This is a genomic window from Flavobacterium algoritolerans (assembly GCF_030010385.1).
Taxonomy (GTDB): domain Bacteria; phylum Bacteroidota; class Bacteroidia; order Flavobacteriales; family Flavobacteriaceae; genus Flavobacterium; species Flavobacterium algoritolerans.
In genome coordinates this window covers 171,707-187,848 of sequence record NZ_JASCRZ010000001.1, presented here as the reverse complement: position 1 = coordinate 187,848, position 16,142 = coordinate 171,707, and the positions used below count along the sequence as shown (strand labels likewise).

The window sequence follows — 16,142 nt, the reverse complement described above, 5'->3', positions numbered from 1 at the left end:
TTTTTTGCTAAATCGTATACTAAAAAAAAAGCCACCAATTTGGTAGCTTTTTCTTTATGGTTGTTAGTAGTTTAATTTCCTTTGACAATTTCACCATCTGGTTTGACAATTAATTTTCGAACTTCATTGCCTTTTTTTATCTTAAGATTGTACTCTTTTTTAATAATATCACCTTCTTTTTGAGAATATAGATACTTGTCATTTATAATCTGCCAACCTGGGTATGTTTTGTAAATGGAATAAATTACACTATTAGGAAGTTTTATATTTTTATAGTTTTCAATTACACTAGTCAATTTACCATTTTCATTATATGTTGCAGTCAATGTGCCTTTACTGGTTTCCATAATCACCAAATAATTTTCAAATCCTTCATAATCTCTCCCTAAATCATAGGCTATGAATTTTTCTTCAAGTGCTCTTACACTTTTATCTGGGTTTCTATCAGGTAAGTATATGGAAAAATCCTTACCGGCACTTTTAATAACAACTCCTGGTAAATTTTCCATTTTAATATTTCCTTGCCCTGAATTAACTTCTTTATCTTGGGAATAAGATAGTGTGCTTATGCATAAAAAAAATAAAACAATTATATATGATTTCATGATACTTTTTTTTGAATTAATGGTCTAATACATAATACATTAATGATAAAAATAATTAGTAAGGCTTAATTCATTTCTTCCCCTTTTTGTTGTTTGTAATTTATTTAGATCATTATAATTCATAACATCAGTAGTTTTATTTTTTGAATTTTGAATCAAAAAATGACTGTGGGCATTAGTAAAATTAGCTTTTTTTTATAGGTACGCAGGTTAATTTTTTTGTAATTAATGTTAATATAAATAGCCGTTTTATGGGAGTTTTTTAGCAGGAAAATCCATTTGCAATAGCGAGGAAACAAAGCCATATTTGCTCTTTCGATATAAAAAAGGATCTTTTAGTAAGGAATTTTTTAGGTTGTCTAATTGACATGAGAAAACCTTTCAAAATATTTAATTTTGAAATGAAATTGCAGCACTAAAAAAGAAGTGTTTTTATACTATTTGGAAAAGCGATTGGTCTTTAAATGAGATTTAAAAACCAATTTTTAAATTTCAAAATGAGGAAAGTTACATTTTGTGAATGATGAAAATAGTAGGGCGGTTGTGTAAATCTACTTTTACTTTTTTCCAATCAGAAGCTCTCAGGGTTTTGATATATTCTGTAGGTAGAGTAATGTCAGTAGCAATACAAAGGTGAGTCGCGGGATTAATAGCCTGTAAGATATCCTCCAGCATTTTATTATTTCGATACGGAGTTTCTATGAATATTTGAGATTGGTTTTTCTCCTGAGATAATTTTTCCAAATTTTTCAGAGCTGTCTTTTTTTCTCCTTTTTCTATTGGTAAATAACCATTAAACGTAAAACTTTGTCCATTCATTCCTGAAGCCATCATCGCCAAAAGAATTGAAGAAGGTCCAACTAACGGTATAACTTGAATTCCTTTTTCATGTGCTAATTTTACAATAACTGCACCGGGATCAGCAACACCAGGGCAGCCTGCTTCGCTCATTAATCCCATATTTTTCCCTTCTAATAAAGGTTTAATGAAATCTAAATGCTCTTTGGTTTCGGTATGTTTGTTTAATACAAAAAGTTTTAGCTCCGATTGTTTCTTTTCAGGATGTACGCCTTTAATAGATTTTCGGGCTGTTTTTTCGTTTTCAACAATATAATAATCAATGAAATCAATACTTCTTTTTACGGTTTGAGGCAACACATCCATTGGATCGCAATCGCCCATTGTAGTAGGGATTAAGTACAGTTTTCCTAATAAAGTAGTTGTTTGCATTGCTGTATTTTTACGTTTCTAAAGTAAATTTCCTGTTGATTTCTTCTGAAAATTTTAAATCCAAAGATTATTGATGTTTGTCTATTAGCTTTTTTGCAATTACATCGCAAACTTCATCAAGCATATTATACACTATTTCAAATCCATTGGGTAAACCAAAATAAGGATCTGGAACATCTACTTTCTCGTTTGGAAATAATTCATCCAAAATGAGTTGGACTTTCTGTTTATGTTCTTGACTTTCGGCAAGTTCAATAACATCGTCGTAATTAGAATTATCCATTACATAGATGTAATCAAATGAATCAAAATCAGATTTGCTGAATTGTCTTCCCTTTTGATCTGAAATGTTTATTTTATTTTTTTTTGCTACAGCAACGGATCGATCATCAGGTTTATGGCCAACATGCCAAGAACCAGTTCCTGCTGAATCAACTTTGAATTTATTTTTTGGGAGCTTTGAGGCCAATATGCCTTCGGCCAAGGGTGATCGGCAAATATTGCCTAAACAAACCATTAAAATTTTCACGGGCATGATGCGTTTACAGCGTTAATTTTTTATTGATATCCTCAACAAATTTCTTGAATTGTTTGTCAGTAGCAACTAAATTATCAACGGTTTTACAGGCATGTAATACGGTAGCGTGATCTCTGTCCCCAATTTGAGAACCAATATTTGCTAAAGATGCTTTTGTGAATTTTTTTGCAAAAAACATTGCCAATTGTCTGGCCTGAACAACGTGCCTTTTTCTGGTTTTTGATTGTAATGTTTCTAAATCTAATTGGAAATAATCCGAAACAATTTTTTGAATGTAATCGATAGAAATTTCTCGTTTTACATTTTTAACAAATTTTTCTACAACACTTTTAGCAAGTTCAAGTGTAACTTCTTTTTTATTGAATGAAGATTGTGCAATCAAGGAAATAATGGCTCCTTCGAGTTCTCTTACATTGGATTTGATGTTACGGGCAACATATTCTATTATTTCTTCAGGGATTTCAACACCATCTCTGTACAATATATTTTTTAGGATAGAAATTCTGGTTTCATAATCCGGTTGGTGCAATTCAGCAGACAATCCCCATTTGAAACGAGATAGCAATCGTTGTTCAATATCTTGCATGTCAACTGGTGCCTTGTCTGATGTCAAGATTACCTGTTTGCCATTTTGATGTAAATAATTGAAAATATGGAAAAACACATCCTGCGTTCCAGATTTTCCGGAAAGGAACTGGACATCATCAATAATTAAAACGTCAATTAATTGATAGAAGTGGATGAAATCATTTCGATTGTTTTTCTTTACCGAGTCAATATATTGTTGTGTGAAAATCTCAGCTGATATATATAAAACTGTTTTTTCAGGGTATTTGTCTTTTATTTCCACACCAATAGCATGTGCTAAGTGTGTTTTTCCTAGTCCAACTCCTCCAAAAATCAATAGCGGATTAAACGAAGTTCCTCCAGGTTTATTGGCAACAGCCATACCTGCAGAACGCGCTAATCTATTAGAATCTCCTTCCAGAAAATTATCAAAACTGTAATTTGCATTCAGTTGAGATTCAATTTTTAAATTTCGGATTCCCGGGATTACAAAAGGATTTTTTAATTCTGGGTTTAAGTTTTTGAATGGAGCATCTACTTCTTGCGGCTTCATAGGAACTCTGTTGGCACTTGGCAATTGCTCCGTAAACGGTTGTTTGTTGCCATAAGTGTTTTCCATTCTGATTTTATAGAGTAACTTTGCGTTTTTACCCAGTTCTTTGGTAAGCGCCACTTTTAATAGTTTAACATAGTGTTCTTCTAGCCATTCGTAGAAAAATTTACTTGGAACTTGAATATATAATGCGTTATCGGTAAGTTCAACTGATTTGATTGGTTCGAACCAAGTTTTGTAAGCTTGATCCTGAATGTTGTCTTTTATGAAAGACAAACAGTTTTCCCATACTGATTGAGCAGTTTTGTTCATATATTCTGTTAAATTGTTTTTTATTGGTAATTGTTATCTTACAAAAAAAAAGATGTTTTTTTATTATTTATCGGGGTAACAAATATGTGAACAAATTTCTGTAAAAAAAAATATATTGGACAATAATTTTCCAAATTATTGTTGTAAGGAGCTTTTTAAATTTAAAAATTTTAATACATAATTAATGAAAGATCATCAAATACAAGTTAGGGTGCGTTACTCCGAAACGGATCAAATGGGCGTTGTTTATCATGGGAATTACATCCCTTATTTTGAGATAGGAAGAGTGGAATGGCTAAGAAACAAAGGGATTTCGTATAAAAGCATGGAGGAAAGTGGAATTGCGCTTCCTATAGTTTCCATGAATATAAATTATAAAAAATCAGCTCGCTATGATGAGTTGCTTACCGTTCACACGATTTTCAAAAGTCAGAGTTCTGTGAAGATAGAATTTGATTGTGCTATTTATAATGAGTCTGATGAGTTATTAACAACTGCCCAATTTATACTTGTTTTTGTGTCCTTAAAAACAGGTCGTCCCATTGCTCCGCCGAATTATATTTTAGAACTCTTAAAAACAATAGAATAAATTATAAAAAAAGCAATTTTGAGTAGAAATTAGAGTTGTTTTATATCGATTCCAAACATTGAATTAAAAATGTCGAATACCATTTCGGCATTTTTTTTTCTGGTTTTTATTTCAATTTTGCCTATAGGAAGTCCTGAATCTTCATTTATTTCCATTTCTTGATTTACAATTTCAAGTTTTTTTTCCTTAATTACCCGCATTACTTTATTCATATTCTTATAATCAAATGTGATTGTAAAATGAATATCTATCGTTTTTTCGATAATTTCACAGGTCTCAAGAACCATTTGTGCGGTTGTTTTGTATGCGGTGATTAATCCTCCAATGCCTAATTTCACGCCACCAAATATTCGAACGACAACAATAAGCACATTGGTTACTGAAAAAGACTGAATTTGTCCATAAATAGGCATTCCTGCACTATTGCTGGGTTCGCCATCATCATTTGCTCTGTAGGTTATGATGTCAGCACCTATTTGATAGGCATAACAAAAATGTCCAGCATTAGGGTGTTGTTTTCGTAAGGTTTCGATGATTGGTTTTACGTCTTCCTCTGATTGAATAGGAAAGGCATAACCAAAAAATTTACTATTTTTTTCTTTGAATAATACTGCTGAAGAGGGAAAATCAATAGTGTTGTAGGTGTCTTTAAATTCCAAAAGCTACTTTTCTAAATTATTTTTTTGTCAAATAAATGAACAACATCTTCTTCTCCTACTTGTAAATTCCATACTTGAAATCCTAATGCAAGTGCGGCATCGGTATTTTCTTTTTTGTCATCAATAAACAAAGTGCGTTTTGGCGTTAACTCATGTTTTTTTACCAAATAATTGAAAATTTCAGCGTCGGGTTTTCGCATGCCTAACTCAAAAGAAAAATAAACTTTTTCAAAACATTGATAAAACTCTCTGTAAAAGGTCATTCCGGCTGTGTGCTGAAATTTATCGATATGAATTGCATCTGTATTACTTAGTAAGAACAAGCGGTATTTTTGCGAAAGCATTTGTAAAAATTCAAGTCTGTATAATGGGAAATCCAATAAAATGGTATTCCAAGCGCTTCTAATCTCGTCTATTGAAGCATTAGGCATGTGTTTCTGAAAGCCTTCAATGAATTGACGCTCAGAAATTTTTCCTTTTTCAAATGATAGATTGAGTCCATCTAAATCCTCAGTCCATTCTTTTAAGCCCAATTTAGTAAAGGCAACAATAGGAGCTTCTTTGTCTAAGTTGATAAAAATATCTCCAAAATCAAAAATTATAGTATTAATCATAGTTTCTAGATAGTATTAATTGATCATTACCAATAGATTGTTTTTTGAACTGGTTTTTAGCAAGATTTGGAGCCTTGGTTCCTTGCTTAAATTCGATACTTCCAACAAATATTCTAGCTTCGTCCCAAAGATTGGCATCAATAAATGTCTGTAAAGTTTGCCGTCCGCCTTCAATTATAATGGATTGAATTTGATGCTTATATAGCGATTCTATTACTTGTGTTGCTATGTTTTGTTCAAAATCAATATACTCAAAGATACAGTTTTCTTTCTCAATAGATTGGTTCGATTTAGAAAATAGGATTGTTTTAGCTTGATTGTCAAATACATGATTGTCTTTTGGAATGCGATTGTTTTGGTCTAAAACTACTCTAATCGGATTGTTTCCGAACCAATCCCGTGCGTTTAATTTTGGATTGTCATCAATGGCGGTTTGAGTTCCCACCAAAATAGCTTGTTCTTCCGTTCTCCATTTATGTACCAATTGTCTCGAATACTGATTTGTAATCCAGACTGGTTTTTTTTCTGATTTTTCCTTTGGCGCAATAAAACCATCTTGACTTTCGGCCCATTTCAAAATAATGTAGGGTCTTTTCTTTTCATGAAATGTAAAGAACCTTTTATTAAGTTCATTGCATTCTTCTTCAAGAATCCCTACGGTAACCTGTATTCCGGCTTCCATTAGTTTTTTGATTCCGTTTCCTGCCACTTTTAAATTGGGGTCAACAGTTCCAATAACTACATTTGGAATTTTATTTTTGATAATCAAATCACAACAAGGTGGCGTTTTGCCAAAATGACTACACGGCTCTAAACTCACATAAATAGTCGCTTTTTTCAATAACGATTTATCTTTTACGGAATTCACAGCGTTTACCTCGGCGTGTGGTTCTCCAGCTTTTTTATGCCAGCCTTCGCCAATGATTTTGTCGTCATAAACAATAACACTGCCTACCAAAGGATTTGGATACGTTGTTCCCAACCCATTTTTGGCTAATTCGATGCAGCGTCGGATGTATTTTTCATGTATTTTCACAACACAAAAGTAGTTATTTTTGAGTTTAGTCCCAATCCCGTCCCGAAACTTCGGGATCGGGACGAGATTAGTTTTGAAACTTTCTAAAATAACAATAAACAATTTCTACTTTTGTATATAAAATTAGTTTTTGATAAAAATGGAAAATTACAGCATTAGAAAAATAAAAAAAGAAGACAATCAAGCGGTTGCACAATTAATAAGAGCCGTTTTTGACGAATTAAATATTCCAAAAGTAGGAACAGCTTATGAAGATCCGTATTTGGATTTAATGTTTGAGGAATACAGTAAGCCAAAATCAGTTTATTATGTTGTAGAAAAGGATGGGAAAATCATTGGTTCTGCCGGTGTTGCACCACTTGAGAATGAAGCGGAAACCATCTGTGAACTCCAAAAAATGTATTTTCTGCCAGAAACCAGAGGGTTAGGAATAGGAAGTCAAATGATGGAAAAATGTTTGCAAAGTGCTAAAGATTTTGGTTTCGAAAAATGCTATTTGGAAACAATGCCTTTTATGCTTGATGCTCAAAAACTGTACAAAAAAGTAGGTTTTGAATACATTTGTTCTCCTATGGGAAGCACCGGTCATACCAGTTGTCCTATTTGGATGCTCAAAAAACTATAAATTTTAAATCATGAATTTTAAATGAAAAACAACTCTTTTAAAATTAAAGAATACAGAACCCAATTTATTCAGGAACTAACTCCAATTTATGATGCGGGTGAAGCAGAGAGTTTTTTCTATTTAATTTTAGAAGAAAAGCATCAATTGAAAAGAATAGACTTGGCGCTGCATCCTGATTTGGTTTTTTCGGAAGCAGAAATGGTAGTTTGGAATTCGATTTTGGAACAATTGAAACAGGAAATTCCAGTACAATATCTTTTAGGAAAAACGAGTTTTTATGGATTGGATTTTGAAGTCAATGAGAATGTTTTAATTCCAAGACCTGAAACGGAAGAATTAGTCGAATGGATTTTAGAAAGTCAAAAGTCGAAAGTCGAAAGTCAAAATATCCGTATTTTGGATATTGGAACCGGAAGCGGTTGTATTGCCATTTCGTTGGCGAAAAATATTCCAAATGCAGCAGTTTTTGCCATTGATGTTTCTGAAAAGGCTTTGGCTACAGCCAAAAAAAATGCTGAACGCAATGCTGTGGAAGTTACTTTTATCAATCAAAACATTCTTGAAACGGAAGATTTAAGGCAACAATTTGATATTATTGTTTCTAATCCGCCCTATGTTCGAAATCTGGAAAAAGAGGAAATTAAGAAAAATGTATTGGACAATGAACCGCATTTGGCGCTTTTTGTAGAAGATAATGATGCGTTGATTTTTTATAAAAAAATAGCTGAATTGGCTCAGAAAAATCTATCTGAAAACGGACAATTGTATTTTGAAATTAATCAATATCTAGGCAAAGAAACGGTTGATTTACTTGAAAAAATGAATTTCAAAAATATTGAATTACGAAAAGATATTTACGGAAATGACAGGATGATTAGTTGTCATTGCGAGGAACGAAGCAATCGCATTTAACTTTGGTTATTGTGTTTGCAAAAGTTATGGATTTACGGGGTTTGCGTGAGGGGTAGAAGCAAGTTACCTTGTAACGCGGATGACCCGACCGCATTAAAAAAGGGGCAACTAGCACGTATGATTAGTTAGCCCCTTTTTTTAATGTGGTCACGCCCAAATTGTTTTGAAAAACATTAAATGTGATTGCTTTGTTCCTCGCAATGAAGTTGATTACTGCAAACTACTCGTATCGCAATGCTTCAATTGGGTCCAGCATTGCTGCTTTTATCGCAGGATATAATCCCGAAGCGATAGCTACCATAAAACTGGTTATGAATGCCGCCATAATTGCGCTCCACGGAATTACAAATGCAAAACTCATGGCAGTTGCAATACCAAAACCAATTAAGATCCCAAAAATTATTCCTACTAATCCGCCCAATTGACCTATAAGTAATGTTTCTATGAAAAATTGAAAGGCAATCGTTGTTTTTTTGGCTCCCAAGGCTTTTCGAACGCCTATTTCCCGTGTGCGTTCCGTTACCGAAACAATCATAATATTCATCAAAGCAATTGAAGATCCAAGGACGGTAATGATACCGATAAGCCACGAGGCAAGTCCAAGATATTTTGTGATTCCAAGGATTCTGTTGATAAGGTCATCACTGCGAACTACGCCAAAATTATTGTCTTTTACCGGGCTTAATTTACGAACGCGGCGCATGGTGCTTGTCGCATTGTCTATCGCTTCGTCTAATAATTCTTTTTTAGAAACCATGACACTCATGGTGTAATTTATGCTTGGCGCGGTAAACATGGAACGGGCCACTTGAATAGGGATTAAAATCCTTAAGTCCTGACTGTTCCCAAAGGTTGATCCTTTTTCTTTCAGTACTCCGATAACTTTAAATTTAGCTCCTCGAATCGAGATTAGTTTATCAATAGGGTTTACGTCTTTTAATAATCCTTTCTCAAAATCAGAACCTACAATACATACATACGCATTATTATCGATGTCAAATCTGGTGAAATTACGTCCGGAACTAGTTTCTAATCCGGAATTAGTAACAAAAAATTCATCGACACCAACAACCGTATTTTCGGGATCCGTTTTAGAAGACTCATATTTTACTTCAGCAACAGAAGTTGCAGTAAAAGAAAGCGAAGTTTCGGTAAAAGGATATTTGTATTTGTTTTTGAAAGCAACTGCCTCAGGATAAGAAATGATAGGATTTATGATTTCTCTTTCTCCGCCACCGCGATTTCGAGTGGTGTTTTCGTATTGATTAATGTTAAAAGTATTGGCTCCCATCGATGCAAAATCAGAGGAAATAGTGTTTTCCAAAGCAGAAACAACAGTAAGAATACTAACTAAAGCTGTGATTCCAATAGCGATAATCAACACAGTAAGAACGGTTCTCAACAATTGTGTCCTAATTGAACCGAATGCAATTCGAATATTTTCTTTGAATAATTTTAACATCATAGCAGTTTGACACGAAAATACAATTTTTGTTACAAATTTCCTTTTCAAAAATCCTAATTTATTTTTTAGGAGCTTTTTCCAGCTTTTCGCTACAACCTGTCAGTGAAAATAATTTGTTTTTAATTGCCTAAAAGGAGCTTACTTTGGTCGCTCTTTCAGGCAAGAAAACAATATTATTTTTCACTTCCATGTTTTCGCTGCAATCTGGGCTAGGCATCGGGCAATAAAATGATGAAATTTGTAAACAGATTTATTTTAAAAATAAGATATTTGCAAAGAATTAGAATTTGGAGTTTTTCAAGAATTCCTAAATCTGAAAATCTAAAAATCCAATAATCAAAAAATGGCATCAAAACCGAGCATTCCAAAAGGAACCAGAGATTTTTCACCAACTGAGGTGGCAAAACGTCAATATATCATTCAGATTATAAAAAGTAATTTCGAGAAGTTTGGTTTTCAACCGATAGAAACTCCTTCGTTTGAAAACTCCGAAACTTTAATGGGGAAATACGGAGAAGAAGGCGATCGTTTGATTTTTAAAATATTAAATTCAGGAGATTATTTGGCGAAAGCCAATGCAACTCATTTAGAAAGTAAAGACAGTACTAAATTAACGTCAAGTATTTCTGAGAAAGCCTTGCGTTATGACTTAACCGTTCCGTTTGCACGTTATGTGGTACAACACCAAAACGATATAGAGTTTCCATTCAAAAGATACCAAATTCAACCCGTTTGGAGAGCTGACCGCCCGCAAAAAGGACGTTTCAGGGAGTTTTTTCAATGTGATGCTGATGTAGTAGGTTCTAAATCATTGTGGCAGGAAGTAGAATTGGTTCAATTGTATGACACTGTTTTTACTGCTTTAGGATTAGAAGGCGTAACCATCAAAATCAATAACAGAAAAATATTATCTGGAATTGCTGAAGTGATTGGCGCATCCGATAAATTAATAGATTTCACTGTTGCGTTAGACAAACTCGATAAAATAGGCGAGGACGGCGTAAAAAAAGAAATGATGGAGAAAGGAATTTCGGAAAAAGCTATTGAAAAAGTACAGCCGCTATTTAATTTCACAGGAACTATTTCAGAGAAAATAAACCAACTTTCTGTTTTGCTGGCGGAATCCAGTGAAGGAATAAAAGGAGTTGAAGAACTACGTTTTATTTGTGACAACGTTACGGAACTCGGATTGTCAACAGCAATTCTAGATTTGGATGTGACTTTGGCCAGAGGACTAAATTATTATACGGGTGCTATTTTTGAAGTGGCTCCGCCAAAATCAGTTTCGATGGGTTCCATTGGCGGTGGCGGACGATATGATGATTTGACCGGAATTTTCGGATTGAAAAATATGAGCGGCGTGGGAATTTCTTTTGGATTGGATCGAATTTATTTGGTTGTAGAAGAATTAAATTTATTTCCTGAAACTGTAACGGCAACTTCTAAAGCGTTGTTTATTAATTACGGCGAAAAAGAAGCTTTTTATGCGATGAAAGCGATAAAAGAATTAAGAAATTCAGGTGTAAAAGTAGAATTGTATCCGGATAATGCGAAAGTAGCAAAACAATTCCAACATGCAGATAAAAGAGGCATTCCTTTTGCGGTAATCGTAGGGGAACAGGAAATGGCTTCCAATTCTTTTTCTCTTAAAAATTTAGTGAGCGGAGAGCAGACTTCAGTGGATTTTGAAGGTTTGAAAAACGCATTATTGTAGTTTTATTTTAAAATAATAAAAAAAGCTTCGTCTACTAAACGAAGCTTTTTTTAATATAAAATAATGGTGAATTAATAATTTGTAGGGATTCTTTATTTTTTTAGTTACAGAAAAATAATGATAAATAATTGAAACAAATTTATGTAAACTATATCGAGATAGTCTTAAAATTATATTAAAATTTTGAGTAGGTGAAATTTGTTTTAAATGTGTAAAAGTTTAAAAGAATTATAAATTCGATAAAAAGGTGACAATTTGACATTTTAAAAGAATTGGCAGTACTTTTGCAATCCATAGAAAAGAATAAAAATGAAGTTTAAGAATATTTTTAAAAATACTAGTAATATGACTACTGAAAATACAGAAATTGATCAAGAAATAGATGATGTGACATTAGAAAATAATGCAAATGGAGAGCAAATCATTATTGAGGAATTAAGTCTGGAAGAGCAATTGACTCAAGACTTAGCCAAAGAGAAAGACAAGTATTTACGATTATTTGCTGAATTTGAAAATTACAAACGTAGAACTACTAAAGAGCGTATCGAGTTGTTTAAAACGGCAAATCAAGAAGTTTTGTTAGCGATGCTTCCTATTTTAGACGATTTCGACAGAGCTATGGTTGAGATAAACAAATCAGATGACGAATTGTTGACTAAAGGTGTGGAACTTATCCATGAAAAATTAAAAAGCACTTTAGTTTCTAAAGGACTAGAGCAAGTTGAGGTTGAGGCGGGAGACACTTTTGATGCTGATTTTGCTGAAGCAATTACTCAAATTCCTGCGACATCAGATAAAATGAAGGGTAAAATTGTCGACGTTCTTGAAAAAGGATATAAATTAGGAGACAAGATTATTCGTTTTCCAAAAGTTGTTATTGGGCAGTAATAAATTCGCGATTAATCGCGTATTTATATCACGCGTAGAAACGCACAGCAGTGCGTCTCAACAAAAGAAAAAATAAAAATGAAAAAAGATTTTTACGAAATATTAGGCATTTCAAAAAATGCTGATGCTGCTGAAATTAAAAAAGCATACCGAAAAAACGCACTACAATTTCATCCTGACAAAAATCCTGGAGACAAATCGGCAGAAGATAAATTTAAATTGGCTGCTGAAGCTTACGAAGTATTAAGCGATCCTCAGAAAAAAGCAAAATACGATCAATATGGTCATCAAGCTTTTGATGGTTCTGGCGGTTTTGGCGGAGGTGGTCACGGCGGAATGAATATGGATGACATTTTCAGTCAGTTTGGTGATATTTTCGGAGGCGGTTTTGGTGGTTTCGGAGGCGGTGGAGGCGGCGGCGTTCGTCGTGCTAAAGGAAGCAACCTTCGTATCAAAGTAAAATTGACATTGGAAGAAATTGCCAATGGCGTTGAGAAAAAAGTAAAAGTAAAACGTAAAGTTCAAGCACCTGGAGTTACCTATAAAACATGTTCTACATGTAACGGTCAAGGACAAGTTATGCGCGTTACGAATACCATTTTGGGTAGAATGCAATCTGCTTCTACATGTCCAACATGTAGTGGTTCAGGTCAAATTTTAGATAGAAAACCATCCGAAGCGGATTCACAAGGAATGATTCTTGAAGATGAAACGGTTTCAATAAAAATACCTGCGGGTGTTGTAGACGGAATGCAATTGAAAGTTTCTAATAAAGGAAACGATGCTCCGGGAAACAGTATTCCGGGAGATTTGATTGTTGCTATTGAAGAATTGGAGCATGAGTTCTTGAAACGAGAAGGAGAGAATTTACACTACGATTTATACATCAGTTTCGCTGAAGCTGTTCTTGGAATTTCCAAAGACATCGAAGCTATAAACGGAAAAGTTAGAATCAAACTGGAAGAAGGAATTCAATCCGGTAAAATTCTTAGATTAAAAGGAAAAGGAATTCCTAGTATCAATGGGTACGGAAACGGCGATTTATTGGTACATGTAAATGTTTGGACTCCAAAAACACTGAGCAAAGAGCAAAAACAGTTTTTCGAAAAAAATCTTACCGATGAGAATTTTATTCCAAATCCTGAAAAATCAGACAAATCATTTTTTGAGAAAGTGAAAGACATGTTTTCATAATAAAAATTAGCGATACAATTTATCGATGCTGTTTTAAAAATATATTTCCCATCCTTGTTAAAATGAGGATGGGTTTTTTATGAAATCGCCACTAACAATTTGTTTGTTGCAAATAATTGAAAATCATCGAACTCCGATGAAAATAAAATATTGTGAGATAAACACCAATAAATATAAGGCGATAACATATAGGACCTCAAAAAATTAAATGCTACATATATGCAACTATTCTAAGTATTTCGATACTAATTATTTACTTTTACACCAATTAAAAAATGAGCATGAGTAATATTCTTGAAGTGAATAAAGTTGTCAAGCAATACGGTGATTATGTTGCGCTTAACGAGGTTTCATTAATGGTTCCAAAAGGAAGTATCTACGGGCTTTTAGGTCCAAATGGAGCCGGAAAAACATCACTTATCCGAATTATAAATCAAATTACATTGCCTGACAGTGGTGAAATTATTTTGGATGGTGAAAAATTACAACCCAAACATGTTCAATATATAGGCTATTTACCGGAAGAAAGAGGATTGTACAACACTATGAAAGTAGGGGAACAATGCTTGTATTTGGCACAAATGAAAGGACTTTCTAAGGCTGAAGCCAAAAAACAATTAGAGTATTGGTTTGAAAGATTAGAAATTCAAGGTTGGTGGAACAAGAAAATCCAGGAACTTTCTAAAGGAATGGCTCAGAAAATTCAGTTTGTGGTCTGCGTTTTGCACAAACCAAAACTGTTGATTTTTGACGAACCTTTTTCTGGTTTTGATCCCGTAAATGCCAATATTATCAAAGATGAAATTCTGGCGTTGCGAGAAGAGGGAGCAACCATAATTTTTTCGACACACCGAATGGAAAGCGTAGAAGAATTATGTGATCACATCGCTTTGATTCACAAATCCAATAAATTAATCGAAGGAAAACTGGACGATGTTAAAAGACAATTTAAAACCAATAGTTTTGAAGTGGGTATTTTATCGGAGAATGTAGAAGGGTTGATGTATACTATTACACAAAAATTCACCGTTAGTCCAGCTAATTTTAAATCACTGAATAACGAATTAAAACTGGAAATTCAACTCTGGAATGCCACGCCAAATGAGTTATTGAATATCTTGACACAATGCGGTCAGGTAACGCACTTTGTAGAGAAAATACCAAGTGTCAATGATATTTTTATTCAAACAGTAACACAATAGCCTTTTAGACTTCTTAGATGGTTAGATCGAATCTAAAATCTAAGAAGTCTAAAAGGCTAAGTAGTCTAACCATCTAATCATCTAAAATGTCTATAGTATCATTAATTATAAAAAGAGAGTTTATTGCCAAAGTGCGTAATAAATCTTTTATTGTTATGACTTTTTTAAGTCCGTTACTATTTGTGGGAATCGCCGTTTTTGTAGCATATTTAAGTTCCATGAAAGCTGACACCAAACGAATCGCTATTCATGACGAATCGGGTATGTTTGTAAAGGAATTTACTTCCCAGAACAATAAAGATAAAGCGTACAAATATCATGATTTGTCTTTAATAGATTTAAAATTCCTTAAAGACAGTATTACAAATGAAAGCTATGAAGGATTGTTATACATTCCAAAAGCGAGTAATTCCAAGGATTTTGAAAGTAAAATCCAGTTTATTTCAAACAGCAGCCCAAGTATTTCATTCATTGAAAATGTTCAGGATGTAATTGCAAGTAAACTGACCAAAAATAATTTAGAAAAAGCACATTTGGATACACTGGCAATTAAAAATGCCCAGTCAAAAGTGAATATCAGCTTGACAAAAGCATCTGGTGAAGAAAGCGTCAAAGGACTTAACGAAATCAAAATTGGGATTGGTGGCGCATTTGGATATCTTATAATGATGTTCATCATCATCTACGGAAACATGGTGATGAGAAGTGTCATCGAAGAAAAAACCAGCCGAATAGTAGAAATTATAATTTCCTCGGTTAAACCATTTCAGTTGATGATGGGGAAAATCATAGGGACTTCATTGGCAGGATTACTGCAATTCCTTATTTGGGCCATTATTGGACTATCTTTAATGTTTGCAGCCTCCGTGTTTTTTGGTGTAAATGTGGGGCCAACAGCCAGCGTTTCGCCAGAATTGATGCACTCTGCACAGCAAGAAATGACTGGAACTGCGCAAATGTATATTAAGGAATTATGGAATTTACCCATTGCAAGTATCCTTATTGGATTTGTGATTTATTTCATAGGTGGTTATTTTTTATACAGTTCATTTTACGCGGCAATTGGCGCTGCAGTTGATAATCAAACGGATTCACAGCAATTTTTGTTGCCTATCATTATGCCATTAATGTTGAGTGTTTACGTTGGATTTTTTACGGTTATCAATGATCCGCATGGAACAATAGCAGTCGTTTTTTCAATGATTCCACTAACCTCACCAATCGTGATGCTGATGCGAATTCCGTTTGGCGTACCTTTGTGGCAAATTGCAATATCAATAACATTATTATTTGGAACCTTCTTTTTTGTAGTTTGGTTCGCCGCAAAAATATACCGAATAGGAATACTCATGTACGGCAAAAAACCAACTTGGGGTGAAATGTACCGCTGGTTAAAATATTAATAGAAGTTAATTCGTGGCTTTGGTTATTTGTTTAAC

General features: G+C 33.7%; 16 protein-coding genes. 8 read left to right on the top strand and 8 right to left on the bottom strand.

Going from position 1 to position 16,142, the window contains the following annotated elements:
- Positions 1-71: 71 nt before the first annotated feature.
- The 4 genes from QLS65_RS00765 to dnaA form a co-directional block, all read right to left on the bottom strand.
- Positions 72-605 (bottom strand): hypothetical protein, encoded by a 534-nt coding sequence (locus QLS65_RS00765; RefSeq protein ID WP_099714588.1) that lies wholly within the window; start codon positions 603-605, stop codon positions 72-74.
- A gap of 507 nt (positions 606-1,112) precedes the next feature.
- The gene (locus tag QLS65_RS00760; RefSeq protein ID WP_121342674.1) at positions 1,113-1,835 is read right to left on the bottom strand and encodes an SAM-dependent methyltransferase; all 723 of its coding nucleotides are present in this window, start codon (positions 1,833-1,835) and stop codon (positions 1,113-1,115) included.
- A gap of 67 nt (positions 1,836-1,902) precedes the next feature.
- Entirely contained in the window at positions 1,903-2,370 is a 468-nt protein-coding gene (locus QLS65_RS00755; protein ID WP_099714590.1) for a low molecular weight protein-tyrosine-phosphatase, read from the bottom strand.
- A gap of 7 nt (positions 2,371-2,377) precedes the next feature.
- Positions 2,378-3,805 (bottom strand): chromosomal replication initiator protein DnaA, encoded by a 1,428-nt coding sequence (gene dnaA, locus QLS65_RS00750; RefSeq protein ID WP_035674283.1) that lies wholly within the window; start codon positions 3,803-3,805, stop codon positions 2,378-2,380.
- A gap of 184 nt (positions 3,806-3,989) precedes the next feature.
- Between dnaA and QLS65_RS00745 the strand changes: the two genes are divergently transcribed.
- Positions 3,990-4,394, top strand: coding sequence for an acyl-CoA thioesterase (locus QLS65_RS00745; RefSeq protein ID WP_282710446.1), 405 nt, complete (start codon positions 3,990-3,992; stop codon positions 4,392-4,394).
- Between the two features lie 29 nt (positions 4,395-4,423).
- Here the strand turns inward: QLS65_RS00745 and QLS65_RS00740 are convergent, their stop codons facing one another.
- From QLS65_RS00740 to ribD, 3 genes are read right to left on the bottom strand one after another with little or no spacing between them, the layout of a single operon-like run.
- A complete protein-coding gene (locus tag QLS65_RS00740; RefSeq protein ID WP_282714610.1) occupies positions 4,424-5,053 on the bottom strand; it encodes an IMPACT family protein in 630 nt (209 codons plus the stop codon).
- Positions 5,054-5,064: 11 nt separating this feature from the next.
- The gene (locus QLS65_RS00735) at positions 5,065-5,667 is read right to left on the bottom strand and encodes an HAD family hydrolase (RefSeq protein ID WP_282710443.1); all 603 of its coding nucleotides are present in this window, start codon (positions 5,665-5,667) and stop codon (positions 5,065-5,067) included.
- Positions 5,660-6,703 (bottom strand): bifunctional diaminohydroxyphosphoribosylaminopyrimidine deaminase/5-amino-6-(5-phosphoribosylamino)uracil reductase RibD, encoded by a 1,044-nt coding sequence (gene ribD / locus QLS65_RS00730; RefSeq protein WP_282714608.1) that lies wholly within the window; start codon positions 6,701-6,703, stop codon positions 5,660-5,662. Before ribD ends, QLS65_RS00735 begins: the two co-directional genes overlap by 8 nt.
- A 139-nt stretch (positions 6,704-6,842) precedes the next feature.
- Between ribD and QLS65_RS00725 the strand changes: the two genes are divergently transcribed.
- Entirely contained in the window at positions 6,843-7,328 is a 486-nt protein-coding gene (locus QLS65_RS00725) for a GNAT family N-acetyltransferase (RefSeq protein WP_282714607.1), read from the top strand.
- Between the two features lie 21 nt (positions 7,329-7,349).
- Positions 7,350-8,240: a peptide chain release factor N(5)-glutamine methyltransferase gene (gene prmC / locus QLS65_RS00720; protein ID WP_282714605.1), complete on the top strand. Its 891-nt coding sequence runs from the start codon at positions 7,350-7,352 to the stop codon at positions 8,238-8,240.
- Positions 8,241-8,460: 220 nt separating this feature from the next.
- Here prmC and QLS65_RS00715 read toward each other — a convergent pair whose 3' ends face one another.
- Positions 8,461-9,705, bottom strand: a complete 1,245-nt coding sequence (locus QLS65_RS00715) for an ABC transporter permease (RefSeq protein WP_199074771.1) — start codon at positions 9,703-9,705, stop codon at positions 8,461-8,463.
- 343 nt (positions 9,706-10,048) lie between these two features.
- On the opposite strand from QLS65_RS00715, the gene hisS reads away from it, so the two are divergent.
- From hisS to QLS65_RS00690, 5 genes are all read left to right on the top strand, one after another.
- The gene (gene hisS, locus QLS65_RS00710; protein ID WP_282714603.1) at positions 10,049-11,419 is read left to right on the top strand and encodes a histidine--tRNA ligase; all 1,371 of its coding nucleotides are present in this window, start codon (positions 10,049-10,051) and stop codon (positions 11,417-11,419) included.
- 309 nt (positions 11,420-11,728) lie between these two features.
- Complete coding sequence (locus tag QLS65_RS00705) at positions 11,729-12,307, top strand: nucleotide exchange factor GrpE (protein WP_282714601.1); 579 nt, start codon at positions 11,729-11,731, stop codon at positions 12,305-12,307.
- 78 nt (positions 12,308-12,385) lie between these two features.
- The gene (gene dnaJ / locus QLS65_RS00700) at positions 12,386-13,501 is read left to right on the top strand and encodes a molecular chaperone DnaJ (RefSeq protein ID WP_099714600.1); all 1,116 of its coding nucleotides are present in this window, start codon (positions 12,386-12,388) and stop codon (positions 13,499-13,501) included.
- A gap of 281 nt (positions 13,502-13,782) precedes the next feature.
- Entirely contained in the window at positions 13,783-14,703 is a 921-nt protein-coding gene (locus tag QLS65_RS00695) for an ABC transporter ATP-binding protein (RefSeq protein ID WP_282714599.1), read from the top strand.
- 86 nt (positions 14,704-14,789) lie between these two features.
- Entirely contained in the window at positions 14,790-16,106 is a 1,317-nt protein-coding gene (locus QLS65_RS00690) for an ABC transporter permease (RefSeq protein WP_282714597.1), read from the top strand.
- Positions 16,107-16,142 lie beyond the last annotated feature (36 nt).

Bases quoted from the DNA above. Each gene is read 5' to 3' on its own strand.
- QLS65_RS00765 (WP_099714588.1), bottom strand. From the start codon at position 605: ATGAAATCATATATAATTGTTTTATTTTTTTTATGCATAAGCACACTA.
- QLS65_RS00760 (WP_121342674.1), bottom strand. From the start codon at position 1,835: ATGCAAACAACTACTTTATTAGGAAAACTGTACTTAATCCCTACTACA.
- QLS65_RS00755 (WP_099714590.1), bottom strand. From the start codon at position 2,370: ATGCCCGTGAAAATTTTAATGGTTTGTTTAGGCAATATTTGCCGATCA.
- dnaA (WP_035674283.1), bottom strand. From the start codon at position 3,805: ATGAACAAAACTGCTCAATCAGTATGGGAAAACTGTTTGTCTTTCATA.
- QLS65_RS00745 (WP_282710446.1), top strand. From the start codon at position 3,990: ATGAAAGATCATCAAATACAAGTTAGGGTGCGTTACTCCGAAACGGAT.
- QLS65_RS00735 (WP_282710443.1), bottom strand. From the start codon at position 5,667: ATGATTAATACTATAATTTTTGATTTTGGAGATATTTTTATCAACTTA.
- QLS65_RS00725 (WP_282714607.1), top strand. From the start codon at position 6,843: ATGGAAAATTACAGCATTAGAAAAATAAAAAAAGAAGACAATCAAGCG.
- prmC (WP_282714605.1), top strand. From the start codon at position 7,350: ATGAAAAACAACTCTTTTAAAATTAAAGAATACAGAACCCAATTTATT.
- QLS65_RS00715 (WP_199074771.1), bottom strand. From the start codon at position 9,705: ATGATGTTAAAATTATTCAAAGAAAATATTCGAATTGCATTCGGTTCA.
- hisS (WP_282714603.1), top strand. From the start codon at position 10,049: ATGGCATCAAAACCGAGCATTCCAAAAGGAACCAGAGATTTTTCACCA.
- QLS65_RS00705 (WP_282714601.1), top strand. From the start codon at position 11,729: ATGAAGTTTAAGAATATTTTTAAAAATACTAGTAATATGACTACTGAA.
- dnaJ (WP_099714600.1), top strand. From the start codon at position 12,386: ATGAAAAAAGATTTTTACGAAATATTAGGCATTTCAAAAAATGCTGAT.
- QLS65_RS00695 (WP_282714599.1), top strand. From the start codon at position 13,783: ATGAGTAATATTCTTGAAGTGAATAAAGTTGTCAAGCAATACGGTGAT.
- QLS65_RS00690 (WP_282714597.1), top strand. From the start codon at position 14,790: ATGTCTATAGTATCATTAATTATAAAAAGAGAGTTTATTGCCAAAGTG.